The organism is Geodermatophilus sp. SYSU D00766 (assembly GCF_054049915.1).
Window position 1 is genome coordinate 1 of sequence record NZ_JBJGYI010000011.1, and the last position, 22,752, is coordinate 22,752.

The 22,752-nt window shown below is 76.7% G+C and carries 25 protein-coding genes; 10 read left to right on the forward strand and 15 right to left on the reverse strand.

The genetic code is table 11. The features are described 5' to 3' along the window. Positions 1–109: 109 nt before the first annotated feature. Positions 110–1,003: an oxidoreductase gene (locus ACI8AD_RS10830; RefSeq protein WP_456870527.1), complete on the reverse strand. Its 894-nt coding sequence runs from the start codon at positions 1,001–1,003 to the stop codon at positions 110–112. Between the two features lie 64 nt (positions 1,004–1,067). Between ACI8AD_RS10830 and ACI8AD_RS10835 the strand changes: the two genes are divergently transcribed. Continuing rightward, on the forward strand, positions 1,068–1,649 hold the full coding sequence (locus tag ACI8AD_RS10835) for a TetR/AcrR family transcriptional regulator (protein WP_456870528.1): 582 nt from the start codon (positions 1,068–1,070) through the stop codon (positions 1,647–1,649). Between the two features lie 7 nt (positions 1,650–1,656). Here ACI8AD_RS10835 and ACI8AD_RS10840 read toward each other — a convergent pair whose 3' ends face one another. The 6 genes from ACI8AD_RS10840 to ACI8AD_RS10865 form a co-directional block, all read right to left on the reverse strand. Continuing rightward, a complete protein-coding gene (locus ACI8AD_RS10840; protein WP_456870529.1) occupies positions 1,657–3,891 on the reverse strand; it encodes a heavy metal translocating P-type ATPase in 2,235 nt (744 codons plus the stop codon). Further along, positions 3,888–4,769, reverse strand: a complete 882-nt coding sequence (locus tag ACI8AD_RS10845) for a hypothetical protein (RefSeq protein WP_456870530.1) — start codon at positions 4,767–4,769, stop codon at positions 3,888–3,890. The genes ACI8AD_RS10840 and ACI8AD_RS10845 overlap by 4 nt, the downstream gene beginning before the upstream one ends. Positions 4,770–4,794: 25 nt before the next feature. Further along, positions 4,795–5,004, reverse strand: a complete 210-nt coding sequence (locus ACI8AD_RS10850; RefSeq protein ID WP_456870531.1) for a heavy-metal-associated domain-containing protein — start codon at positions 5,002–5,004, stop codon at positions 4,795–4,797. A gap of 23 nt (positions 5,005–5,027) precedes the next feature. Beyond that, positions 5,028–5,339: a metal-sensitive transcriptional regulator gene (locus ACI8AD_RS10855; RefSeq protein WP_456870532.1), complete on the reverse strand. Its 312-nt coding sequence runs from the start codon at positions 5,337–5,339 to the stop codon at positions 5,028–5,030. A 15-nt stretch (positions 5,340–5,354) separates the two neighbouring features. Further along, positions 5,355–5,816 carry a MerR family transcriptional regulator gene (locus ACI8AD_RS10860; RefSeq protein ID WP_456870533.1) on the reverse strand — a complete coding sequence of 154 codons (462 nt, stop codon included), beginning with the start codon at positions 5,814–5,816 and terminating at the stop codon, positions 5,355–5,357. A 123-nt stretch (positions 5,817–5,939) separates the two neighbouring features. Continuing rightward, positions 5,940–6,422, reverse strand: coding sequence for an Hsp20/alpha crystallin family protein (locus tag ACI8AD_RS10865; protein ID WP_456870534.1), 483 nt, complete (start codon positions 6,420–6,422; stop codon positions 5,940–5,942). A 223-nt stretch (positions 6,423–6,645) separates the two neighbouring features. Between ACI8AD_RS10865 and gdhA the strand changes: the two genes are divergently transcribed. From gdhA to ACI8AD_RS10890, 5 genes are read left to right on the forward strand one after another with little or no spacing between them, the layout of a single operon-like run. Next, complete coding sequence (gdhA, locus tag ACI8AD_RS10870) at positions 6,646–7,995, forward strand: NADP-specific glutamate dehydrogenase (protein WP_456870535.1); 1,350 nt, start codon at positions 6,646–6,648, stop codon at positions 7,993–7,995. Positions 7,996–8,053: 58 nt separating this feature from the next. Then, positions 8,054–8,512, forward strand: a complete 459-nt coding sequence (locus ACI8AD_RS10875; protein WP_456870536.1) for an STAS domain-containing protein — start codon at positions 8,054–8,056, stop codon at positions 8,510–8,512. A 48-nt stretch (positions 8,513–8,560) separates the two neighbouring features. Further along, positions 8,561–9,835: a YibE/F family protein gene (locus ACI8AD_RS10880; RefSeq protein WP_456870537.1), complete on the forward strand. Its 1,275-nt coding sequence runs from the start codon at positions 8,561–8,563 to the stop codon at positions 9,833–9,835. After that, positions 9,832–10,452, forward strand: a complete 621-nt coding sequence (locus tag ACI8AD_RS10885; RefSeq protein WP_456870538.1) for a class I SAM-dependent methyltransferase — start codon at positions 9,832–9,834, stop codon at positions 10,450–10,452. The genes ACI8AD_RS10880 and ACI8AD_RS10885 overlap by 4 nt, the downstream gene beginning before the upstream one ends. Continuing rightward, a complete protein-coding gene (locus ACI8AD_RS10890) occupies positions 10,442–10,771 on the forward strand; it encodes a TraR/DksA family transcriptional regulator (protein WP_456870539.1) in 330 nt (109 codons plus the stop codon). Before ACI8AD_RS10885 ends, ACI8AD_RS10890 begins: the two co-directional genes overlap by 11 nt. Positions 10,772–10,872: 101 nt before the next feature. Here ACI8AD_RS10890 and ACI8AD_RS10895 read toward each other — a convergent pair whose 3' ends face one another. Genes ACI8AD_RS10895 through ACI8AD_RS10920 form a run of 6 tightly spaced genes read right to left on the reverse strand, consistent with a single transcriptional unit; the run spans position 10,873 to position 16,323 of the window. Beyond that, entirely contained in the window at positions 10,873–11,526 is a 654-nt protein-coding gene (locus ACI8AD_RS10895) for a DinB family protein (RefSeq protein WP_456870540.1), read from the reverse strand. Next, complete coding sequence (locus ACI8AD_RS10900) at positions 11,421–12,356, reverse strand: glycosyltransferase family 2 protein (RefSeq protein ID WP_456870541.1); 936 nt, start codon at positions 12,354–12,356, stop codon at positions 11,421–11,423. The genes ACI8AD_RS10895 and ACI8AD_RS10900 overlap by 106 nt, the downstream gene beginning before the upstream one ends. Further along, positions 12,353–13,237: a glycosyltransferase family 2 protein gene (locus ACI8AD_RS10905; RefSeq protein ID WP_456870542.1), complete on the reverse strand. Its 885-nt coding sequence runs from the start codon at positions 13,235–13,237 to the stop codon at positions 12,353–12,355. Before ACI8AD_RS10905 ends, ACI8AD_RS10900 begins: the two co-directional genes overlap by 4 nt. After that, the gene (locus ACI8AD_RS10910; RefSeq protein WP_456870543.1) at positions 13,234–14,271 is read right to left on the reverse strand and encodes a prenyltransferase; all 1,038 of its coding nucleotides are present in this window, start codon (positions 14,269–14,271) and stop codon (positions 13,234–13,236) included. The genes ACI8AD_RS10905 and ACI8AD_RS10910 overlap by 4 nt, the downstream gene beginning before the upstream one ends. Positions 14,272–14,317: 46 nt before the next feature. Beyond that, complete coding sequence (locus ACI8AD_RS10915) at positions 14,318–15,076, reverse strand: methyltransferase domain-containing protein (protein WP_456870544.1); 759 nt, start codon at positions 15,074–15,076, stop codon at positions 14,318–14,320. Then, a complete protein-coding gene (locus tag ACI8AD_RS10920) occupies positions 15,070–16,323 on the reverse strand; it encodes a glycosyltransferase family 4 protein (RefSeq protein WP_456870545.1) in 1,254 nt (417 codons plus the stop codon). The genes ACI8AD_RS10915 and ACI8AD_RS10920 overlap by 7 nt, the downstream gene beginning before the upstream one ends. A gap of 53 nt (positions 16,324–16,376) precedes the next feature. Between ACI8AD_RS10920 and ACI8AD_RS10925 the strand changes: the two genes are divergently transcribed. From ACI8AD_RS10925 to ACI8AD_RS10940, 4 genes are all read left to right on the forward strand, one after another. Further along, complete coding sequence (locus ACI8AD_RS10925) at positions 16,377–16,670, forward strand: Dabb family protein (RefSeq protein WP_089404395.1); 294 nt, start codon at positions 16,377–16,379, stop codon at positions 16,668–16,670. A 54-nt stretch (positions 16,671–16,724) separates the two neighbouring features. Continuing rightward, a complete protein-coding gene (locus ACI8AD_RS10930; RefSeq protein ID WP_456870546.1) occupies positions 16,725–17,453 on the forward strand; it encodes a hypothetical protein in 729 nt (242 codons plus the stop codon). A 250-nt stretch (positions 17,454–17,703) separates the two neighbouring features. Beyond that, positions 17,704–18,390: a DUF6875 domain-containing protein gene (locus ACI8AD_RS10935; protein WP_456870547.1), complete on the forward strand. Its 687-nt coding sequence runs from the start codon at positions 17,704–17,706 to the stop codon at positions 18,388–18,390. A 93-nt stretch (positions 18,391–18,483) separates the two neighbouring features. Next, positions 18,484–19,584 carry a DUF4192 domain-containing protein gene (locus ACI8AD_RS10940; RefSeq protein ID WP_456870548.1) on the forward strand — a complete coding sequence of 367 codons (1,101 nt, stop codon included), beginning with the start codon at positions 18,484–18,486 and terminating at the stop codon, positions 19,582–19,584. 92 nt (positions 19,585–19,676) lie between these two features. Here the strand turns inward: ACI8AD_RS10940 and ACI8AD_RS10945 are convergent, their stop codons facing one another. Further along, positions 19,677–21,761 (reverse strand): S9 family peptidase, encoded by a 2,085-nt coding sequence (locus tag ACI8AD_RS10945; protein WP_456870549.1) that lies wholly within the window; start codon positions 21,759–21,761, stop codon positions 19,677–19,679. A 138-nt stretch (positions 21,762–21,899) separates the two neighbouring features. Further along, positions 21,900–22,607: a metal-dependent transcriptional regulator gene (locus tag ACI8AD_RS10950; RefSeq protein WP_089404149.1), complete on the reverse strand. Its 708-nt coding sequence runs from the start codon at positions 22,605–22,607 to the stop codon at positions 21,900–21,902. Positions 22,608–22,752: the final 145 nt, after the last annotated feature.

The following is a 22,752-nucleotide window of genomic DNA, read 5'->3' on the forward strand; positions in this document are numbered from 1 at the left end:
CCCGCCCCCCCCCCCCCCCCGGCCCACAGGCCCGGCCGACGGAGGCACCACGCCCCCGCCCCCCCCCGGCGGGGGGGGGGGGGTGGGCCGGCCACGGCCGCGGACGTGCTCAGACGGCGGCGGGCAGGACGGCGGGGAGGTCGACGCCGGTGAGCTCGGCCGAGGCCGCCCACAGCCGGGCGGCGAGGTCGGGGTCGCTGGCCGCGCGGGTGCGCCCGACCAGCGTCGGCTCGCCGCGGACCTCGAAGGCGCCGTCCGGGCCGGCGTAGCTGCCGCCGGGGAGGTCCGCGGTGGCCACGAACAGCGTGGGCAGCGCGCCCCGCGCGGCCGACTGCGCGATCACGCGGTTGCCCAGCGCCATCACCGCGTGCTTGACCCGGTTCCCGGTCCGGCCCTGCAGGTTGGTCGCCGACCAGCCCGGGTGGGCCGCCATCGCGCGCACCGGTGAGCCGGCCGCGGTCAGCCGGCGCTGCAGCTCCAGGGTGAACAGCAGGTTGGCCAGCTTCGACTGGCCGTAGGCCCGCTCCGGGGAGTACCCGCGGCGCTCCCAGTTCAGGTCCGTGAGGTCGATCGAGCCGACCCGGTGGGCCGTCGAGGAGACCGTGACCACCCGGTCGGTGACGTGCGGGAGCAGCTGCACGGTGAGCGCGAAGTGCCCCAGGTGGTTGGTGCCGAACTGCAGCTCGAAGCCGTCGGCGGTCCGGCCCTCGGGGACCATCATGATCCCCGCGTTGTTGACCAGGAGGTCGAGCGGGCCGCGCCACCCGGCGGCGAACTCCCGCACCGAGGCGAGGTCGGCGAGGTCCAGCCGCCGCGCCTCCACCTCGCCGGGCAGGCCGGCGGCGGCCGCCTCGCCGCGGGCGACGTCGCGGACGGCGAGCACCACGCGGGCGCCGGCGCCGGCGAGTGCGCGGGCGGTGGCCAGGCCCAGCCCGCTGGTGGCGCCGGTGACCACGGCGGTGCGGCCGGCCTGGGAGGGGATCGGGAACGAGGGGATCGTCATGCCGAGTGAATGTAGTCGTCGTCAACAATGTGGTCAACGTCTACTCCGAGTACGCTCCCGCGACGTGCGCACCGCCGAGCAGCCCTACCACCACGGGGACCTGCGGGCCGCCCTGCTGGACCGGGCGGCCCAGCAGCTGCGCACCGGCACGGTGGCCGACCTGTCGCTGCGGGCGCTGGCCCGCGACCTCGGCGTCAGCCACGCGGCCCCGAACCGGCACTTCCCCGACCGGCAGGCCTTCCTCGCCGCGCTCGCCCGCGCCGGGTGGGAGCGGCTCGACACCGCCCTGGCCACCGCCGACCCCGGCGCCGGCGCGGGGCTGCGCCCCCGGCTGCTCGCCCTGGGGCGCGCGTACGTGCACTTCGCCACCGGGGAGCCGGCGCTGCTCGAGCTGATGTTCGCGGGCAAGGCCGCCGGCGAGTCGCACGAGGGCCCGGGGCTGTCCGGGCCGGACGCGGTGGTCGCCGACGCGCAGGCCCGGGGCGAGGTGCGCGCCGGCGACCCGGCCGCGCTGGCCACGGCGCTGTGGGCCGCGCTGCACGGGGTGGCCGCGCTGTCGGTCAGCGGCGTGCTGCGCGGCGGCGACGTCGACGCGCTGCTCGTGCAGACCGTCGACGCCCTCCTCGAGGGCCTGCGGCCCCGCTGAGCGCGGGTCAGTCCGGGACGGCGGAGCTCGCGTTGCCCGGCAGCGGCGCGAACCGCCGCAGCCGCAGGCTGTTGGTGACGACGAACACCGAGCTCAGCGCCATCGCGGCACCGGCGATCATCGGGTTGAGCAGCCCGGCCATCGCCAGCGGGATCGCCGCGACGTTGTAGGCGAACGCCCAGAAGAGGTTGCCCTTGATCACCGCGAGCGTGCGGCGGGCCAGCCGGACGGCGTCGGCCGCGGCGCGCAGGTCGCCGCGCACCAGGGTGAGGTCGCTGGCCTGGATCGCCACGTCGGTGCCGGTGCCCATGGCCAGCCCGAGGTCGGCCTGGGCCAGCGCGGCCGCGTCGTTGACGCCGTCGCCGACCATCGCCACGGTGCGGCCCTGCGCCTGCAGCCGCCGGACGGCCTCGACCTTGTCCTGCGGCAGCACCTCGGCCACCACGTCGTCGACGCCGACCTCCGCGGCCACCGCGGCGGCCGCGGCGGCGGAGTCGCCGGTGAGCAGCACCGGGCGCAGCCCCAGGTCGCGGAACTGCCGCACGGCCGCGGCCGAGGTCGGCTTGACGGTGTCGGCGACGACCAGCACGCCGCGCGCCGCGCCGTCCCAGCCGACGGCGACCGCGGTGCGGCCGGCCGCGTCCGCGGCGGCCACGGCCTCGGCCAGCTCGGGGGCCAGCGGGCCGACCAGCGCGGGGCGCCCGACGACCACGGGCACGCCGTCGACGGCGCCGCGCACGCCGCGCCCGGCCTCGTTGCCGAACCCGGTGACGGCGGGCAGTGCACCGAGCCGCGCGCGGGCGGCGGCGGCGACGGCGGCGGCGATCGGGTGCTCGGAGGCGTCCTCGAGCGCGCCCGCCCGGCGCAGCACCTCGTCGGGGTCCTCGCCGTCGGCGGCGACGACGCCGGTCAGGCTCATCCGGCCGGTGGTGACGGTGCCGGTCTTGTCGAGGACGACGGTGTCGACCCGGCGCGTGGACTCCAGCACCTCCGGGCCGCGCACCAGGATGCCCAGCTGCGCGCCGCGGCCGGTGCCGACCATGAGCGCGGTCGGCGTGGCCAGCCCGAGCGCGCACGGGCAGGCGATGATCAGCACGGCGACGGCGGCGGGGAACGCCCCGGTCATTCCCGCGCCGGTGCCCAGCCAGAACCCGAGCGTGGCGGCGGCCAGCGCCAGCACCACGGGCACGAAGACGCCGGAGACGCGGTCGGCCAGGCGCTGCACCTGGGCCTTGCCGTTCTGCGCCTCCTCGACCAGCCGGGCCATCTGCGCGAGCTGGGTGTCCGAGCCCACCCGGGTGGCCCGCACGACCAGCTGGCCGCCGGCGTTGACCGTCGCGCCCACCACGGGGTCGCCGGGGCCGACCTCCACCGGCACCGACTCGCCGGTGAGCATCGAGGCGTCGACCGCCGAGGAACCCTCGACGACCGCGCCGTCGGTGGCCACCCGCTCGCCCGGCCGGACGACGAACAGGTCGCCGGCGTGCAGCTGCTCGACCGGGACGCGGGTCTCGGCGCCGCCGCGCAGCACCGACACCTCGCGGGCGCCGAGTTCGAGCAGGGCGCGCAGCGCCGAGCCGGCGCGGCGCTTGGCGCGGGCCTCGGCGTACCGGCCGGCCAGCAGGAAGGTGGTCACCCCGGCGGCGGCCTCGAGGTAGACGTCGCCGCTGCCGTCGGTGCGGGTGACGGCGAGGGAGAAGCCGTGGGTCATGCCGGGCTCGCCGGCGGTGCCGAGGAACAGCGCGTACAGCGACCACAGGAACGCCGCGCCGGTGCCCAGCGAGACGAGGGTGTCCATGGTGGCCGCGCCGTGGCGCAGGTTGGTCCACGCGGCGCGGTGGAAGGGCAGCCCGCCCCAGACGACCACCGGCGCGGCCAGCGCGAGCGACAGCCACTGCCAGTACTCGAACTGCAGCGCCGGGACCATGCCCAGCAGCACCACCGGCAGGCTGAGCAGCGCCGAGACGACGAGCCGCTGCCGCAACGCGGCGTCGGGGTCGGCCTCCGGGACGTCCTCCCGCGGCGGCGCGGGCAGCGCGGCGGTGTAGCCGGCCTTCTCCACGGTGGCGACGAGGTCCTCGGGGACGACGCTGCCGCCGAAGGTGACGCGGGCCTTCTCGGTGGCGTAGTTGACCGTCGCGGTGACGCCGTCGAGCCGGTTGAGCTTCTTCTCGATGCGGGCCGCGCAGGACGCGCAGGTCATGCCGCCGATCGACAGCTCGATCTGCGTGGGGGTGGTCACGGGGCGCTCCGGGCGGTCACGGGGAACACGGCGGTGCGGACGACGTCGCCGTGCCGGAAGTCGAGGAAGAGCCGGTGCTCGCCGGCCGCGGGCACCTCGACGGCGAAGCGCACCGCACCGCCGGCACCGCCGGTCGGGTGGACGTGCAGGTAGCCGAGGTCCCCGGCCCGCAGTGCCACCAGGTGGCCGCGCGCGCCGAGGTACGGCTGCAGGTCGGTCACCGGCGCGCCGTCGCGGGTCACGGTGAGGACGACCTCCGACTCGCGCCCGGCCACCAGCTCGCCGTCGAGGGTGACGGTGTAGCCGTCGACCTCGGCGGTCGCCGACGGGTCGGGCGGTGGCACCGGCTCCCACGGGCCGCCGACGGCGAGGTCGGCGCCCAGCACCAGCCCCGTGCCGCGCGCGGTCGGTGTGGCGTCGGCCAGCACCCGCCACGGGCCGGGGCTGAGTGCGACCGTCGCCGTCCAGGTGCCGTCGGGGGCGAGGACCGGGTGCAGGTGCTGGTAGCCGGTCAGGTCGCGGCGGACGACGACGAGGTGCAGGTCCTGCTCGTGCACGGTCTCGTACGCGGTGACCGGGGCGCCGCCGGGGCCGAGCAGGCGGAACGACAGCGGGACGGCGTCCCCGGCGGGCAGCGCGTCGGCGGCGAGGTCGAGGGTGTGGCCCTCGGCGGAGACGGCCAGGCCGGCGGGCTGGTCGTGCGGCTCCTCCGGGACCGCCCCGGCGTGCCCGCCCTCGGCGTGAGGGGCCTCCCCGGCGTGCTCCGCGGCGGCCGGCGCGGCGGCCACCGGTCCCACGAGCGCGCCGACGCCCCACCCGGCGCCGAGGACCGCGGTCAGGCCCAGGGTCGTGGCGGCGAGCCGGACGGGGGTGCGCACGGGGGTGCTCCTCGGGGGGATCGGCTCAGCGGGCGGCGAGCTCGTACCCGGCCTCCTCGACGGCGGCGCGCACGGCGTCGTCGTCCACCGGGGTCTCGCTGGTGACGGTCAGCCCGCCGCTGGACAGGTCGACTTCCACGCCGGTCACGCCGGGCAGGTCGCCGACCTCCTCGGTGACGGCGGCGACGCAGTGCTGGCAGGTCATGCCGGTGACGGTGTAGCTGGCGGTGCTCACGGGGGTCCTCCGGGAGGGTCGGGTCAGGAGCGGACGAGCCGGGCGATCGCGGCGGAGGCCTCGCGGACCTTCGCGTCGGCCTCCGGGCCGCCGGTGGCGACGGCCTCGGCGACGCAGTGCGCCAGGTGCTCCTCGAGCAGGCTCAGCGCCACCGACTGCAGCGCCGAGGTCATGGCCGAGACCTGGGTGAGGATGTCGATGCAGTACTTCTCGTCCTCGACCATCCGCTGCAACCCGCGCGCCTGGCCCTCGATGCGGCGCAGCCGCTTGAGGTGGTCGTCCTTGCGGTGGAGATAGCCGTGGACGTGGCCGGGGGTGGTCTCCGCGTCGCTCACACCACCACTGTACCCCTACCCCCCAGGGGTGTGCAGATCCCCGTCCGGAGCTGGGCTCTCCGGGCTGTCCGAGCGCAGCCGGTCGACGGTGTCGCGCAGCCGGTCGTTGGAGGCCCGCGCGTCGGCGAGCTCGTCCTGCAGGCCGACGATCACCTCGGCCGAGGCGAGCGGGTGCCCCTCGTCGAGCAGGCCGCGAAGACGGGCGGCGAGCACCAGCTGGTGGCGGGAGTAGCGGCGGTGCCCGCCGGGGGAGCGGTGCGGGTGCAGCACCCCGGACCCGTCGAGGCTGCGCAGGAAGGCCGCCTGCACGCCCAGCAGCGCGGCGGCCTGGCTCATGGTGAGCGCGGGGAAGTCGGGGTCGTCGAGCCGGCGGACGGCGTCGGTCGCGGTGTCGGTCGCGGTGTCGGTCGCGGTGTCCTGTGGCCGGGGAGTCCCGGGCGCGCCGTCGTCGGCACCGGGCCGTGCGTCGCTGCTCACGGGGGGCTCCTCGTCGGCCGGGGGTGTCGGGTGGGGGTGGGTGCCGGGGGTGTCCCGGGAACGGCGCGGGGCCGGGCCGTGCCGGCCCGGCCCCGCGTGCGGGTCGCCCGATCAGCGCACCCGTCAGCTCTCGACGGCGCGCTGCTCGCTGTCGTGCTCGATGGTCCGGCCCTCGACCTGGGTCGGCACGTCGGCGCGGGTGACGGTGATCTTGCGGGCCCGCGCCTTCTCGGCGACCGGGATGCTCACGGTCAGGACACCGTCGTGGTAGCTGGCCTCGAGCCGGTCGGTGTCGAGGCTGCGGCCCAGCACCAGCTGGCGGGTGTAGGCACCGTAGGGGCGCTCGGCGACGGCCCACTCGGCGTTCTCCAGCTGCGGTACGGAGCGCTCGGCGCTGACGGTGAGCGTGGTGCCCTCGATCGACAGGTCGATCGAGCCGGGGTCGACGCCGGGCAGGTCGAAGTGGGCGACGAACTTGTCGCCGACCCGGTAGGCGTCCATGGGCATGCCCGACAGGGCACGGGCGGTGCCGGTACGGCCGGCGAGCTGGTCCAGTGCGCGGAAGGCGGCGGACGTGGCGGCGAACGGGTCGTACGCGGTCAGCATCTCGGGAACCTCCTGGGAGATCCGGTGTGTGTGCGCCGCTCGAAATGAACCTCAAGCGGTGACTGGAGATTACCTCCCTCGGACACCTATGTAAACATCCTCTCCTCCGTGGTGTTCCGCCTCCGGACCGGACCGGCCCCCCTCGCGGCCGCCGGTCCCCGGCCCGGCATCATGGCCCCGTCGCGGATCCGGAACGGGTCCGGTCGCAGAGCGGAGGGACCCCGTGACCGACAGCCTGCCGCCGGTGGTCGAGCGCATCCACGAGGAGGTGCTGCGCCGCAACCCCGCGGAGCCGGAGTTCCACCAGGCGGTCCGCGAGGTCCTCGAGTCGCTGGCCGTCGTGCTGCGCCGGCACAGCGAGTACACCGAGATGAAGACCGTGGAGCGGATCTGCGAGCCCGAGCGGCAGGTCATCTTCCGGGTGCCGTGGCAGGACGACTCCGGGGAGGTGCAGATCAACCGCGGCTTCCGCGTCGAGTTCAACTCGGCGCTGGGGCCCTACAAGGGCGGGCTGCGCTTCCACCCCTCGGTCAACCTCGGCATCGTCAAGTTCCTCGGGTTCGAGCAGGTGTTCAAGAACGCGCTGACCGGGATGCCCATCGGCGGCGGCAAGGGCGGTTCGGACTTCGACCCCAAGGGCCGCTCCGACGCCGAGGTCATGCGCTTCTGCCAGTCCTTCATGACCGAGCTCTACCGGCACCTCGGCGAGTACACCGACGTGCCCGCCGGTGACATCGGCGTGGGCGCCCGCGAGATCGGCTACCTGTTCGGCCAGTACAAGCGGATCACCAACCGCTACGAGTCGGGGGTCATCACCGGCAAGGGCCTGGGCTGGGGCGGGGCGCTGGTCCGCACCGAGGCCACCGGGTACGGCGCGGCCTTCTTCGCCGAGGCGATGATGGAGGCCGCCGGGGAGTCCTTCGACGGCAAGCGGGTCACCGTCAGCGGCTCGGGCAACGTCGCCGTCTACGGCATCGAGAAGGTGCACCAGCTCGGCGGCACCGTGGTCGCCTGCTCGGACTCGAGCGGCTACGTCGTCGACGAGAAGGGCATCGACCTCGAGGTCCTCAAGCAGGTCAAGGAGGTCGAGCGGGCCCGCATCGGCGCCTACGCCGAGCGCGTCCCGTCGGCGTCGTTCGTCGCCGGCGGCAGCATCTGGGACGTGCCCTGCGACGTCGCGATCCCCAGCGCGACGCAGAACGAGCTCGACGGGGACGCCGCGGTGGTGCTGGCCCGCAACGGCTGCCGCCACGTCGTCGAGGGCGCCAACATGCCGGCCACTCCCGACGCGGTGCGGGTCCTCCGCGAGAGCGGGGTGGCGTTCGCGCCGGGCAAGGCCGCCAACGCCGGGGGAGTGGCCACCTCCGCGCTGGAGATGCAGCAGAACGCCTCGCGGGACCGCTGGACCTTCGAGCACACCGAGGCGCGGCTGGAGGAGATCATGCGCGGCATCCACGAGCGGTGTGCCGCTACCGCCGAGGAGTACGGCTCCCCGGGCGACCTCGTCCTCGGCGCCAACGTCGCCGGCTTCCTGCAGGTCGCCGAGGCCGTGCACGCCCACGGGCTCGTGTGAGGCGCTCCGGGACGCGGGCCCGGGCATGGGATCCGCGGGCAGCGGGCAGTGCGCGTACATGAGCGAGTCCGTACCGCCCCAGGAGGAAGAGGCTGCCGAGCCGCCCGACGGGACCGCCCCGGAGGTCACCGCCGAGCTCGACGGCGACGTCAGCCGCGTGACGGTCACCGGGGAGCTCACCGAGGCCGCCCGGCGCCCCCTGGTCCGCGCGGTCACCGACCAGCTGCTGTCGGTGCCCACGCTGTCCCGGCTGGAGCTGCTGCTCGGCGGGGTGACGTTCATGAACTCCGCCGGCATGGCGGTGCTGGTGCAGCTGCAGCGCATGACGCAGCCGCGCGCGGTCACCGTCGCCCTGGTCTCCCCGCCGGCCGCGGTCGCCCGGCCGCTGCAGCTGACCGGCCTGTGGCGGCGCTTCGAGGTCGTCGACCCCGAGGCCGGGCCGGCCGACGCCGGCGGCTCCCCGCCGTCGGGCGCGCAGACCCGGCGGCCGGACGGGCCCGACGGGCGCAGCGCCTGACCCGGTGTCGGACCGGGTCCGCAGCGGCGCGGCTCCTAGCCTGACCGGGTGCCACCTCCCTCCCACGGTCACTCCCACGGTGCCGACCCCGACGCGCCGCCGCCGACCCCGGAGACGCTGACCCGCCGTCGCCGGGCGGTGTGGCTGATGCTGCTGCTCCTGGTCCCGGCGGGGCTGGCCACCGTCGTCGGCCTGGTCGTGCTCTGGCCCGCCGACGAGCCCACCCGCGCCCAGCAGGTGGCCGAGACCTTCCTGCCGCCGGGCACCACCTACCCCGACGGCCGGATCGTGTCGCTGCAGACCTTCCCCTGCGGGGACCCCGGCACCGCGCAGGCCACCTGCGCGACCGCCGTCGTCGAGGTGCTCGAGGGGCCCGGCGCCGGGGAGTACCAGCAGGTCGACCTCGCCGCCGACGTCGTCGCCAACGGGGTCGCCGAGGGCGACACGGTCGTGCTCACCCGCGATCCCGGTGCCGAGGGCGGCGCGAGCTACCAGTTCTACGACCTCGCGCGGGCGACGCCGATGCTGGTGCTCGCCGTCGCCTTCGCGCTCGTCACCGTCGCCGTCGCCCGGCTGCGCGGGCTGGCCGCGCTCGTGGGCCTGGCGTTCGCCTTCTTCGTGCTCCTGCAGTTCGTGCTGCCCGCCCTGCTGGCGGGGTCCTCGCCGACGCTGGTCAGCCTCGTCGGCTCCGCGGCGATCATGTTCGTCGTCCTCTACCTCGCCCACGGCTTCTCGGCCCGGACGACGACGGCGCTGGTGGGCACGCTGTTCGGGCTGGCGCTGGTGACCGTGCTAGGTTCGGTGTCGGTCGGCGTCGCGCGGCTGACCGGGCTGACCAACGAGGAGACCATCCAGCTGGCCACCTTCGACCCGACGCTCGACTTCTCCGGGCTGGTCATCGCCGGGGTCGTCGTCGCCGGGCTCGGGGTGCTCAACGACGTGACGATCACCCAGGCCTCGGCGCTGTGGCAGCTCAAGGAGGTCGACCCGGCGATGGGGTGGCGCGACCTCTACCGCCGCGGCATGGCGGTGGGCCGCGACCACATCGCCTCGACGGTCTACACGATCGTGTTCGCCTACGCCGGGGCCGCGCTGCCGTTGCTCCTGCTGTTCGAGCTCTACGCGCAGCCGGCCGGGGTCGTGCTGACCAGCTCGGCGCTGGCCGAGGAGGTCATCCGGACGCTGGTGGGCGCCATCGCGCTGGTGCTGGCGGTGCCGGTGACGACGGCGGCCGGCGCGTTCTTCGCCACCGCGGCCGGGACGGCGGCCGGCGCCGCCCCGGAGAAGCGGATGTCGGCGCTGCGTGCGAGGTTCGCCCGGTGAGCTCAGACCTGCTGGCCGCCGCCCGCGCCGCCCCCGGCTTCATGCCCGACGACGAGGGCCGCGCCCTGTACGAGGCCGCCCGCGCCGTCGCCGTCCCCGGGCCGCTGCTGGAGGTCGGCTCGTGGATGGGGAAGTCGGCGCTCTACCTCGCCGCCGCCGCGCGCGAGACCGGACGGCAGGTGGTCACCGTCGACCACCACCGCGGGTCCGAGGAGCACCAGCCCGGCTGGGAGTACCACGACCCGTCGCTGGTCGACCCCGCCGTCGGGCTCGTCGACACCCTGCCGCGGTTCCGCCGCACCGTCGCCGACGCCGGGGCCGAGGACGTCGTCGTCGCCGTCGTCACCCGGTCGGAGGTGCTCGCGCCGCTGTGGTCGACGCCGCTGGCGCTGCTGTTCCTCGACGGCAGCCACACCGAGGAGTCCGCCCGCCGCGACCAGGACGCCTGGGTGGCCAAGCTGGCCGTGGGCGGCACGCTGGCCATCCACGACGTCTTCCCCGACCCCGCCGACGGCGGCCGGGCGCCCTTCGGCGTCTACACGCGGGTGCTGGCCGGCGGCGACTTCACCGAGCTGCCCGGCACCGGGTCGCTGCGGCTGCTGCGCCGTGAGCGCTGACCGGCTCGGGGCGGAGCGCGCCGCCGCCCTGGCACAGATCGCGGCGCTGACCCGCGAGTTCGACGCCGTGGTCGCCGCCTCGCAGGCGTCCAACGCCGACGACGAGCACGACCCGGAGGGCGCGACCATCGCCTTCGAGCGCCAGCAGCTGGCGGCGCTGCTGGAGCAGGCGCGGCGGCGGCTGGCCGAGGTCGACGCCGCGGTCACCGCCGTCGAGGCGGGCACCTACGGGCGCTGCGAGACCTGCGGCGCGCCGATCGCGCCCGAGCGCCTCGAGGCCCGTCCCACGACCCGGACCTGCATCGCCTGCGCGACCTGACCCCCTGAGGCATAGGAAGCTCTCCCCACGTATCCGGGCCCCGGACGTGGGGAGAGCTTCCTATGCCTCGGCGGCGCACACGCTCCCCGGCGCGGGCGGACTCACTCCCCGGTGACGCCGTCGACCGCCTCGCGGAGGAGATCGGCGTGGCCGTTGTACCGCGCGTACTCCTCGACCAGGTGCACCAGGATCCAGCGCAGCGAGAACGCGTCGTCGCGCCCCCAGGGCCGCTCGGTGGTGTCGAGGGGCAGCTGCCGCGCCACCGAGCCCACCGCGTCGGCGACCGCCCGCCAGGTGGCCCAGGCCGCCTCGACGTCGTCCGCGGTCACCGTGGCGGGGTCCACGCGGAACTGCTCGTCGCGGTCGCGGACGACGTCGGGCCACATCGTGTACGGCAGCCCGCCGAAGCCGACCAGCCACCCGGTCTCGACGGCGGCGAGGTGACGCACCAGCCCCAGCAACGTGACCTCGGACGTCGGCACGGCCCGGGTGGCGAGCTGCTGCGGGGTCAGGCCGGCGCACTTCCACTCCAGCGTCTGCCGCTGGTACCGCAGGAAGGCCGTCAGGGTCGTAGCCTCGTCGCCTCGTCCGCGGTGGTCGGCGGCTGGTCGCGGCGGTCCGGTGGTGTCACGGGCGTCCCTCCCCGGGCTCAGCTGACGTAGCGGCGCGCCGAGCTGCGGCGCTGGACGGCGTCGAGGGCGGCGAAGCGCGCCTCCGCGGAGGCGGGCAGCACCCGCCGCTCGCGCAGCACCCACGGCACGCCGCGGGCGGCGGCCAGCAGCCCCTGCGCGGTGACCCGGTCGTGGGGCAGGGTGGCCAGCAGGTGCAGCGTGCGGCGCAGCGCCGGGCGCAGGGGACGGCGCAGCCACGTCGTCCACAGGGTGTTGCGGATGCCGTCGCGGCGACGGCGGTGGGAGTCGCGGGCCCGGGAGGCCTGGTGGTGCACGGTCAGGGCGGGCAGGTAGCACAGCTCCCAGCCGGCGGCGGCGAGGTCGCCGGCCATGAGCTCCTCCTCGCCGCCCAGCCACAGCCGCTCGCAGAAGCCGCCGACCTCGCCGAACGCCTCCCGGCGCACCACGCTGGCGCCCGCGAGGAACGAGCCCAGCGCCGGGCCGGGCAGCCAGGCGGCGCCGGGGACGGGGGAGTCGCGCAGCTCCGGCACGATCGGGTCCTCCCGGCCGCCGGGCTCGACGAGGATCCGCGCGGTCACCACGGCCAGCCGCGGGTGGGCGTCGAGGACGTCCGCCGCCGTCCGCAGCGACCCCGGCTCCCACCACGTGTCGTCGTCGCAGAAGGCGACGTAGGGCGTCGAGAGCCGCGCGACGCCGACGTTGCGGCCGACCGCCCCGAGGTTGACCGGGCTGGCGACCAGCTCCACCGCGGGGAACCGCGCGCGGACCGCCTCCGCCGTGCCGTCGGTGGAGCCGTTGTCGACGACCACCACGTGTGGCCGCTCCGGCAGCTCCACCAGCCGCGACAGCGCAACCAGCAGCTCCTCGCGCCGCTCGTGGGTGATGACGACGACGGCGACCCGCGCGTCAGGCCCCGCCTCCACGTCCACCGGCCGGCCGGCGGTCGCCGTCACGAGCCGGCCTCCAGCAGCCGCAGGTCGGCCAGCACGTGCGCCGGCACCCGGCGACGGCGGCGCAGCGCGGCCGGCAGGTCCGGCACCGCCCGCCACAGGCCGCGCCGCTCGGGGGCACCGGCCCGCGCCCCGGCGGCGAGGGTGCGCGCCACGTCGCGCCACGGCAGCCGCATCACCGCGGTGAGCAGCCGCGACCGCCAGATCGCCGTGCGGCGGGCCGCGGGGTCGTGCCGCCGGGTCGAGGGGTGGTGATGCACCGTCACCGCGTCGACGTAGGCGATGTCCCACCCGGCGGCGGCCAGGTCGAGGGCGAGCCGCTCCTCCTCGCCCGGGAAGCGCACCACGGGGTCGAACCCGCCGGCGGCGAGGAACGCCTCGGTGCGCACTATCGCCGCGCAGCCGATGAACCCGAGCAGCCGCGGGCCGGGCAGGTGCGGCGGCGCGCCGAGCGGGCTGGCCGCCAGCTCCGGGCACAGCGGGTCCAGCCGCTCCTCCGGGCCGACCAGCACCCGGGCGTTGAGCACCGCCAGCCGCGGGTGGGCGCGCATGAGCGCCGCGGCGCGGGCCAGGTCGCCCGGCGCCCACCACGAGTCGTCGTCGGCGAACGCGACGAACTCCGTGCCGGCGTGCCCGGCGCCGATGGTGCGCGCCCGGGCGCCGACGTTCTCCCGCAGCGCCAGCACGGTCACCCCCGGCAGCGCGGCGCGGACGGCGTCGACCGTGCCGTCGGTGGAGCCGTTGTCGACGAGCACCACCGGCGCCTCGTGCCGGGGGAGCGTCGCGAGCAGGTCCTCGCGGCGGTCGCGGCTCATGACGACGACGGTGACGCCGTCGGCGGTCGGGGACGGGGTCGCGCCGGGGTGCTCGGTGGTGCTGGTCACGGACGTCGACTGCCCGGCAACGGCGCCGCCGAACCGGGGGTGTCGACGGTGCCGGGCGCCGGCAGCGCGGCCGGGTCGGCGAACAGCCCCGACGCCGGCGTGGCCCCGGAGAGCGCGTCGACGGCGAGCACCACCGCCGCCGCCGTCCAGGTGGTGCGCTCCACCGGCCACCGGGCGTCGTCGGCGTAGACCAGCCCGGTCCAGTAGGAGCCGTCGCCGTGGCGCAGGTGCTGCATCGCGGCGACCTGCTCGCGCGCGGCCTCCGGCTGTCCGGCGACCACCAGCGCCAGCGCCAGCTCGCAGGTCTCCGCGCCGGTCACCCACGGGCGGTCGGCGACGCAGCGGGCGCCCAGGCCCGGGACGACGAAGCGGTCCCAGTCGGCGGCCAGCCGGGCGCGGGCGGCCTCGCCGGTGACCGCACCGGCGAGCACCGGGTAGTACCAGTCCATCGAGTACCGCGACCGGTCGGCGAAGGCGGCGGGGTCGCTGCGCAGCGCCGTCCCGAGGTCGGTGACGGCCAGCTCCCAGTCCGGCTGCGGCGACCCGACCAGCCCGGCCAGCGCGATGCCGCAGCGCAGCGCCTGGAACAGGCTGGCGTTGCCGGTCAGCAGCGCGGTGCCGTCGGGGGTGCCGTCGGGCCGCAGCGCCCAGCCGACCGCGCCGCTGGCCAGCTGCATGCGCACCACGAGGTCCAGGCCGCGGCGCACGACCGGCCACAGCTCGCCGACAAGCACCTCGTCGCGGGTGGCCAGCCAGGAGTGCCAGGCGCCGACGGCGAGGTAGCCGGCGTGGTTGCTCTCGACGGCGGGGGAGGTCTCGGCGCCGCCGCGGTACTCAGCGGCCCAGGAGCCGTCCGGGCGCTGCCGGCCGGCCAGCCAGCGGTAGGCGGCCACCGCGCGGGCGTGCTCGCCGCCCACGTCCAGGGCCATCGCCGCCTCGATCGAGTCCCACGGGTCCAGCTGCCCGCCGCGGAACCACGGCAGCGCGCCGTCGGCGGCCTGCTCCGCGGCGATCGCGGCCACCGTCTGCCGCACCGCGGCGCCGTCGAGGACGCCGGGCAGCTCGGGCAGCGCGGGGGGCTCAGCGGGCGGCAGCGGTCTTCTCCCGCTCCGGCAGGGCGCCGACGGGGACCACCGGCTTGTCCGCGTAGACGACCAGGCTCTTGCCGATCAGCGGGTCGAGCACCCGCTCGGCCAGCCGGGTGACCAGCGGCCGCTGGGTGAGGTCCCAGACCAGCAGCCGGTGGTAGGCCCGCACGACGGCGGCGTCGCGCTCCACGCCGACCGCGCACTTGAGCCACCAGTAGGGCGCGTGCAGCGCGTGCGCGTGGTGGCTGCGCCCGGGCACGAGGCCGGCGACCCGCAGCCGGGCCCGCAGCGCGTCGCCGCGATAGATGCGCACGTGCCCGCCCTCGTTGGCGTGGTAGGCGTCCGACAGCGCCCAGCAGACCCGCTCGGGGCCGTACCGGGGCACGGTGACGGCGACCCGCCCGCCGGGCTTGAGCACCCGCACGATCTCGGCCATGGCGCGGGCGTCGTCGGGGATGTGCTCGAGCACCTCCGAGGCGATGACCCGGTCGACGCTGGCGTCGGGGAAGGGCAGGTGCAGCAGGTCGCCGCGGACCACCTCGTAGCGGGCGCCCGCCGGCGCCTCGCCGGCCTCGGCGATCGCGCCCAGCCACTGTCTCGTCGTCGCCACCTCGGACGCGCCGTGGTCGACGGCGACCACGTGCGCGCCGCGGCGGTAGGCCTCGAAGGCGTGCCGGCCCTCGCCGCAGCCGAGGTCGAGGACGGTGGCGCCGGGCCGCAGGTCGAGCAGGTCGTAGTCGACCGTCAGCACGGGCGCCCCTTCTCCTCCAGCACGCGGGTGTACCAGTCGGCGGTGCGCTCGGCGGTCGACCGCCAGGTGTAGGAGGCCAGCACCCGGCGACGGCCGGCGCGGCCGAGCTGGTCCTGCAGCGAGGGCTGCTCGAGCACCATCCGCAGCGCGGCGGTGAGCTCGTCGACGTCGCCGGCCCGCACCCGGAGGCCCGCCTGGGTGCCCACGACCTCGGGCAGCGCGCCGGCGTCGGTGGTCACCAGCGGGGTGCCGCAGGCCATGGCCTCCACCGCCGGCAGCGAGAAGCCCTCGTAGAGGGAGGGGATGGCGGCCACGGCCGCCGACTGCAGCAGCCGCACGAGGTCGGCCTCGGGCAGCGGGCCGGTGAACCGGACGGCGTCGCGCAGGCCGAGGCGGTCCAGCGCCGACTGGGCCGGCCCGCCGGGACGGGCGGTGCCGACGACGGTCAGCCGCACCGGCCGCTCGGTGCGCAGCTTGGCCACCGCCTCGAGCAGGTGCACCAGGCCCTTGAGCGGCACGTCGGCGCTGGTGGTGACCACGATCGAGTCGGCCTCGCGCGGGCGGCCGGCCGGCGGCGGGGTGAACACGTCGGGGTCGATGCCGACCGGGACGACCTCGACGCCGGCGGCGGGCACCCGCAGGTGGGTCTCGATGTCGCGCCGCGAGCTCTCCGACACGGTGGTGACCGCGTCCAGGCGCGGGGCGACGCGGGCCTGCATCGCGGTGAACCCGTACCAGCGGTGCAGCGTCAGCCGGCGGCGCAGGGTGGGCGCGGCGGCGAGGTCGAGCTGCCGGTCGATGGCGACCGGGTGGTGCACGGTGGCCACGGTGGGGATCCCCGCGCGGACCAGCCGCAGCAGCCCGTAGCCCAGGCTCTGGTTGTCGTGCACGACGTCGAACTCCGCGGCGCGGGGCAGCAGCAGCCGGGCCGCGCGCAGCGTGAAGGTGAGCGGCTCGGGGAAGCCGGCGGTGCACATCGCGGCCCACTCCGCGACGTCGATCCAGTCGCGGAACTCCGCGGGCCGCGGCATGCGGAACGGGTCGGGCTCCCGGTACAGATCGAGGCTGGGCACCCGGGTGAGCGGGACGCCGTCGTCGAGCTCGGGGTAGGGCTGGCCGCTGAACACCTCGACGGCGTGGCCGAGGGCGGTCAGCTCCCGCGACAGCGCCCGCACGTAGACGCCCTGCCCGCCGCTGTGCGGCTTGCTCCGGTACGACAGCAGTGCGATCCGCAGCCGTCGTCCCATGCGCCGGACACTACCGACCCCCCGCGGTCCGCCCGCCTGACAGGGTGACCGGCGTGATCCGACACGTCGTGCACTTCACCTGGTCCGACGACGCCGACGAGGCCCGCCGGGCCGAGACCGTCGCCGCGCTGCGCCGGCTGCCCGAGCAGGTCCCGGGGACGCTGGCCTTCACCGTCGCCCCCGACGCCGGCCTCGTCGAGGGCAACGCGCACACGGTCCTGGTCGCCGACTTCGCCGACGCCGAGGCGTTCCGCCGCTACGCCACCGACCCGGTGCACCTCGCGGTGATCGCCGAGCACGTCCGCCCGTACCTCGCCGCGCGCAGCGCCGTGCAGTACGAGCCGTGACCCGATCGGGGTGACCGGCCCGCGCCGGCGTCGCGCCGCGGTTACCGTCCGGGCATGAGCGCCCGCCGTCGTCTGCGCACCGCCGCCGGCCTGGCGGCCGCCCTCCTGCTCGCCGGGTGCGGCGGTGGCGACGTCGAGGGCACGGCCTCGCCCGCGTCGTCGTCCTCGTCCTCGTCGTCGCCCGCCTCCGGCACCGACCTCGCGCCGGGGCTGCTGCCCGCCGACGCCTTCGGGGCGGGCGCGCAGGTCACCCCGCTGACCGAGGCCCAGCTGGCGCAGGGCGCGGCGGCCGCCGGCAGCGCCGCGGAGGGCGTCGAGGTGACCCCGCCGGAGTGCGGGCCCGCGGTGCAGGGGACCCAGCCGTCGTTCGACGAGTACGACGACGTCGCCGCCCAGGTCGCCGTCCTCGGGACGGTCACCACCGTGCAGGCGCTGGCCTCCGGCGGCCCCGCCGAGGACGCGCTGGCCGGTTTCGGGCAGCAGCTCGACGCGTGCCGCTCGGTGCAGGTGACCTCCCCGCAGGCCGGCACGGTGACCATCGCCTTCGACGAGCTCGCCGTGCCCGAGCTCGGCGACGGCTCGGCCGGCGTCACGTTCAGCACCACCGCGACCGGGCCCGACGGGCAGCAGGTGACCGTGCCGGCGCTGGTGGGGATGGTGCAGGACGGCGAGCGGGTCCTCGTGCTGCTCACCACCGACACCTCCGGCGGGCGGCTGGACCCCACGGCCTTCACCGACCTGCTCGCGCGGGCCCACGAGACCCAGGCCGCCGCCCTCGACTGAGCCGGTCGGGCGGGTCCGGCCACGATCAGGTGACCTGATCGTGGGGCGTCCTCCCCGACGGCCCACCGTGAGGGAGGACGCCCTGCGGTGAGGGAGGACGCGGTCCGGTGGTCGTCCGGTGGCCGACGCGCCCCGGTGACCGTCACCGGCCCGGGGAGCGGACCAGGGCTCATGACGGGCGCGACCCCCGGCGGGGGCGGGCACGCTCCGGGGCGCCAGGACCGGTGTCCGCTCCTCCCCGGAGGTCCCGATGACGACACGGACCACTGACCTCTTCCTCCTCGAGGACCTCGCCACCGACGGGCGGACCGGCGGCCTGACCGACCGCGACCGCGACGCGCTGCGCGCCGTCGCCGACTGGATCAGGACCTTCGTCGTCGAGCCGCACGAGGAGCTCGGCCGCCCCGGGCCCGTCTGCCCCTTCGTGCCCACGTCCGTGGCACGGCAGCGGCTGTGGCTCGCCGCCGAGCAGGTCGGCGACGGGGGCGCGCCGCGCGTCGTCGAGGTGGTGGAGGACCACAAGCGCCGGCTGCTCGAGGCCGCGGCGGACGACGACACGTACGACGTGGTGGTCGTCGTCTTCCCGGACCTGCCCGCGGAGCGTGCGGAGGGCGTCTTCGGTGAGGTCCTGCAGCAGATCGCCGTGCCGTCCTACGTCGAGGACGGGATCGTCTTCGGGCCGTTCTACGAGGGCAACCGTTCGACGGCGATCTACAACGACGGCTTCCGCCCGTTCCAGTCACCCGTGCCCTTCCTGTTCGTGCGGCACGGGGTGGTCGGCGACTGGAAGTTCTTCCTCGACCAGGAGGACTGGCTGACCCACTGGGCCCGTCGCTTCGGCGAGTCGGGGGTCCGCGCGCTCGCCGAGGAGCTCCGCCGGCTGCCGTGGAACGCGCGGCGCGACCGGGTGCCCCCGGCGGAGGCCGCGGCCCACTGACACTCCGCGACCCGGCCGTCCACAGGGGCGGCCCGGTCCACAGGCCGTCGCCGGGGAGCCTCCCGCACCGTGCGCGACCGCAGGGTCGACGGCGTGGACAGACCCCCGATCCCCGTCATCCGGCTCGGCGACACCGGCGAGGTCGCCGCCGCCCTGCCGCACCTGCTCGGCTTCCGGCCGGCCGAGTCGGTGGTGCTGGTCAGCCTGCGCGGACCCGGCGGCAGCCGGGTCGGCCTGACCGTGCGCGCCGACCTCCCGCCGCCGGGCTCGGCCGCCGCGCTGGCTCGCGCCCTCGCCGCCCGGGTCGTCACCGACGAGCCGGACGCCGTGCTCCTCGCGGTGGTCTCCGAGACCCCCGACCGCGAGCTCCCGCCGGTGCTCCCGGTCGGGTCCGGCGCCGTCGAGGCGTGGCCGGAGCTGCCGCACCGCGACGTCGTGCACGAGGTGGTGCTGGCCCTGGACGCGCACGACGTGCCCGTCCGCGAGGCGCTGCTGGTCCGCGGGGGCCGGTGGTGGGACTACGACTGCCCGTACGCCTGCTGCGAGCCCGGCGCCGGCACGCCCGTCCCCGAGGGGGCCAGCCCGCTGGCCGCGGCGGCGGCGGCCGGCGGTGCGGTGCTCGCGCCCGACCGCGCGGCGCTGGCCGCCCGCATCGCGCCGCCGGACGGGCCGGCCGCGGCGGCGATGGCCGAGGCGTGCCTGTCCGCCGGGCGGGTGCACGCCGGCCGGCTGCGCGCCCGCGGGCGGGCCGCCGTCGCCGCCGAGGCGACCACCCTGGTCGTCGACGCCGCGGCCGCCTGCCGGCCGGGACCGGCCACCGCCGGGGCGCGGCTGCCCGACACCCGGGTCGCCGAGGTGCTGTGGGCGCTGACCCTCTCCGAGGTGCGCGACCGGGCGCTGGGCCTGGCGCTCGGCGACGACGCCCCGGCCGCGGAGGTGCTGTGGACCGAGTGCACCCGCCGCGCGCCCGTACCGCTCGACGGGCCACCCGCGACGCTGCTGGCGGTCAGCGCGTGGCTGCGCGGGGACGGCGCCACGGCCAACGTCGCGCTCGACCGGGCGCTGGCCGCCGACCCCGACGCGCCGCTGCCGCAGCTGCTGGCCGACGGCCTGGCCGCCTGCCTGCCGCCCGCGCGGCTGCGCGCCCTGATCAGCGAGACCCTCGCGCCCGACCCGCGCTCGGCCGCCGGGTGAGGCAGGCGCCGGCGCCACGTGAGGTGCTGCAACGGCCTCCTCGCAGGGCCCCGCCGCGAGCTCGCGAGCGGTGGGGGCGAGGAGGTCCTTCCTCAGACCAGGGCGGGGCGCTGCCACTCCTGGCCGAGCACGTGCTCGGCCAGGAAGGCGAGCACCGTCTCGTACCAGACCGTCGAGTTGCCGGGGGTGAGCACCCAGTGGTTCTCGTCCGGGAAGTAGAGGAACCGCGAGGGCACGCCCCGCTTCTGCAGGTCGTAGAAGAGCCGCAGCCCCTCGCCGATCGGCACGCGGTAGTCCTTGTCGCCGTGGATGACCAGCACCGGCGTGCGGATGGCGTCGGCGAAGCGGTGCGGCGAGTTCTGCTCGTAGCGCTTCGGGGTGGCGAGCGGGTCGCCCCACTCCTTCTCCCAGTAGTAGGCCGCGTCCGTGGTGCCCACGAAGCTGTCGAGGTCCCACAGGCTGGCGTGGGTGACGATCGCCTTGAAGCGGTCGGTCTGGGTGGCCACCCAGTTTGCCATGTAGCCGCCGAACGAGCCGCCCATCGCGGCGGTGCGCTCCGGGTCGAGGTCGGGCCGCTCCAGGGCGGCGTCCACCGCGGCCATCAGGTCGGTGTAGGGCGCTCCGCCCCACTCGCCCCAGCCGCGCCGCACGAAGTCCTGGCCGAAGCCCTGCGACAGCGCCGGGTTGGGCAGGAGCACGGCGTACCCCCGGGCGGCCAGCACCCACGGGCACCAGCGCCACGACCAGGAGTTCCAGCTCATCAGGGGGCCGCCGTGGATCCACAGCACCAGCGGCGCCGGGTTCTCCGCGGAGGCGCCCTCGGGCAGCACCAGCCAGGACTGCACCTGCGCGCCGTCGGCGGCGGTGGCGCGGACCTCCGTCAACGTCCCGGGCAGCCGGCCGACCGCCCCCGGTGCGGGCAGCGGCTCGGGGTGCTGGCCGGTCGCCCGCGGGTCCAGCCGCACCGGGACGGGCGGCTCGTCGTAGGCCGAGCGCAGGGCGTAGAGGGCGCTGCCGTCGCGGGCCACCTGCAGGTCGCTGTGGGCGCCGTCGGCGGTCAGCCGCACCGGCTCGCCGCCGGCCACCTCCACCCGGAACAGCGCGTGCCGGCCGTCGTCGTCGGCGAGGAAGTACACCGCCGTGCCGTCCGCGGCGAACTGCGGGGCGCTGGGCCAGCGGTCGAAGCCGGCGGTCAGCTCCCGGGCCTCGGCGGAGTCGACGTCGACCAGCAGCAGCGTGTAGTCCGGCGGCTCGGCGTAGGTGGTCATGGTCTCGCGCACGCAGACGACCGCGGCGCCGTCGGGGGAGAAGGCGGCGGAGTGGACGTCGGCCAGCGGGTCGTCGACCAGCACCCGGCTGTCCCCGGTCGCCGTCTCCACCAGCAGCAGCCGGGTGCGCCGGCCGGCCGGCCCGTCGGGCACCTGCTCCTCCCGCAGCGCGAGGCGGCCGTCGGGGGAGAGGGTCACCGACTCGCCGGCCCCGATGGGGGGGCCGGCGTCGGGGGTCAGGTCACGCAGCTCGACCGGCTCGGGCACCCCGCCCGCCGCGTCCTCGGCCGGGAGGGCTCCGGCCCAGAACAGGTGCGGCACGGCGGGGCCGAGGTCGGCGTCCCAGTACCGCACCGGATAGGCCTCGTGCAGGATCGCCGACACCCCCGCGTCGCTGCGCGCCTTGCGCCGGGCCTCGTCGTCGGCGGCATCGCCTGCGCCGGGGTGGGTGGCGGCCACCACGACGACGTCGCCGCTGTCGGCGGCCACCGCGAAGCCGGCCACGCCGCCGGGGCGGGTGACGACCGGGCGCGCCTCCCCGCCGCCGGGGGGCAGTGCCCACAGCGCCGGTTTCGGGTCACCGGCGTCCTTGCCGGCCGCGGGGTCGGGGCGGGCGGAGACGAACAGCAGGGTCCCGTCGGGGCCGAAGGCCGGCGCGGACTCGCCGGGGGCGCTGCGGGTCAGCCGCCGCGGCGGTCGCTGCCCAGCGGGGTCGACCTCCCACAGCGCCGACTGCCACTTCGTGCCCTCGCCGTTCAGCGTCTGCACCGCGACCGCCAGCCGGGTGCCGTCTGCCGACAGGGCCAGACCGCTCACCCGCGGGATCGCGGCGACGTCGGCCGGCCGCTCGAACGGCGACGCCGGGGGAGCGTCCGCAGGGCTGTCGGTGGGGTGGTCGGGCTGGCTCACCGGGACTCCTCGCGGGTGGGCGCGGACGCTGGGTCGTGGCGCAGACGCCGCCCACCGTAACGAGCGGCGCCCGGCACCCGCGGGAGCGGGCACCGGGCGCCGGTGACGTGCGAGGAGGGCCTGCCGCAGGCCCCGCCGTCAGAGCTGGGCGGCGGCCTCCGCCGGGGTCAGCTCCTCGTCGACCGCGGCGACGAACAGGTGCTGGGCCACGCCGGCCGGCAGCGGGTGGTCGTCGACGGTCACGGTGCCGTTCGTCGACCGGGCCACCACGGTCGCGCCCGGGCGCACCCCCTGCTCGGCGAGCTGGCGCAGCAGCTCACCGTTCTCCTGCAGCTGCTCGCTGATCCGCCGGATCGTCACCCGGCGGCCCTCGGCGGTGGCCGTGGTGGACAGCAGGGTGAGGGAGTCGAGCACCGCCGAGGTCTCCCCGCCGAGGGCGTCCAGGCCGGGGATCGGGTTGCCGAACGGGGAGACCGTCGGGTTGCCGAGCAGCGTCAGCAGCTTGCGCTCCACCGCCTCGCTCATGACGTGTTCCCAGCGGCAGGCCTCCTCGTGGACGTCGGCGTACTCCAGGCCGATGACGTCGACGAGCAGGCACTCGGCGAGCCGGTGCTTGCGCATGACCGCGGTGGCCAGCGCACGGCCGGACTCCGACAGTTGCAGGTGCCGGTCGCCCTCGACGGTCAGCAGCCCGTCGCGCTCCATGCGGGCGACGGTCTGGCTGACGGTGGGACCGCTCTGGTGCAGCCGCTCGGCGATCCGGGCCCGGAGCGGGACGATGCCCTCCTCCTCCAGCTCGAAGATCGTGCGGAGGTACATCTCCGTGGTGTCGATGAGGTCGTTCACTGGCACTCCTCCGTGTCGCCCCCGATCCTACGGGCCACCAGCGACCGGGCCCGGCCGCCGCGGGGGACCGCGCGGGGTGGCGGCGCAGGTCCGGGCCGGGACCGGGAGCCGGGGGGAGGGCGCCCGCCGGGCACCGGCGGTAGCG